Below are 236 nucleotides of genomic sequence, written 5' to 3' on the forward strand. Positions count from 1 at the left end.
CTGCTCGAGTGCATACGCCATCGACAGCAGCGGCGTGATGCCGATCCCGGCCGCGATCAGCACATGTTCGCTCGCGTCGTCCGTCAGACGAAACAGGTTGCGCGGCGCGCCGATTGACAACTCCGCGCCGATGCACACGTCGTCGTGCAGCGAGCGCGAGCCGCCGCGCGACCGTGCTTCCTTCTTCACCGCGAACAGATAGCTGCCGCGCTCGTCGGGGCGGCCGCACAGCGAAT

The 236-nt window shown here is 67.4% G+C and carries 1 pseudogene; it reads right to left on the reverse strand.

The features are described from left to right. Positions 1-236 (reverse strand): annotated as a pseudogene (locus SB751_RS35280) (oxidoreductase); the annotation flags it as partial.

Source organism: Cupriavidus sp. SIMBA_020, assembly GCF_046535395.1.
GTDB lineage: Bacteria > Pseudomonadota > Gammaproteobacteria > Burkholderiales > Burkholderiaceae > Cupriavidus > Cupriavidus campinensis.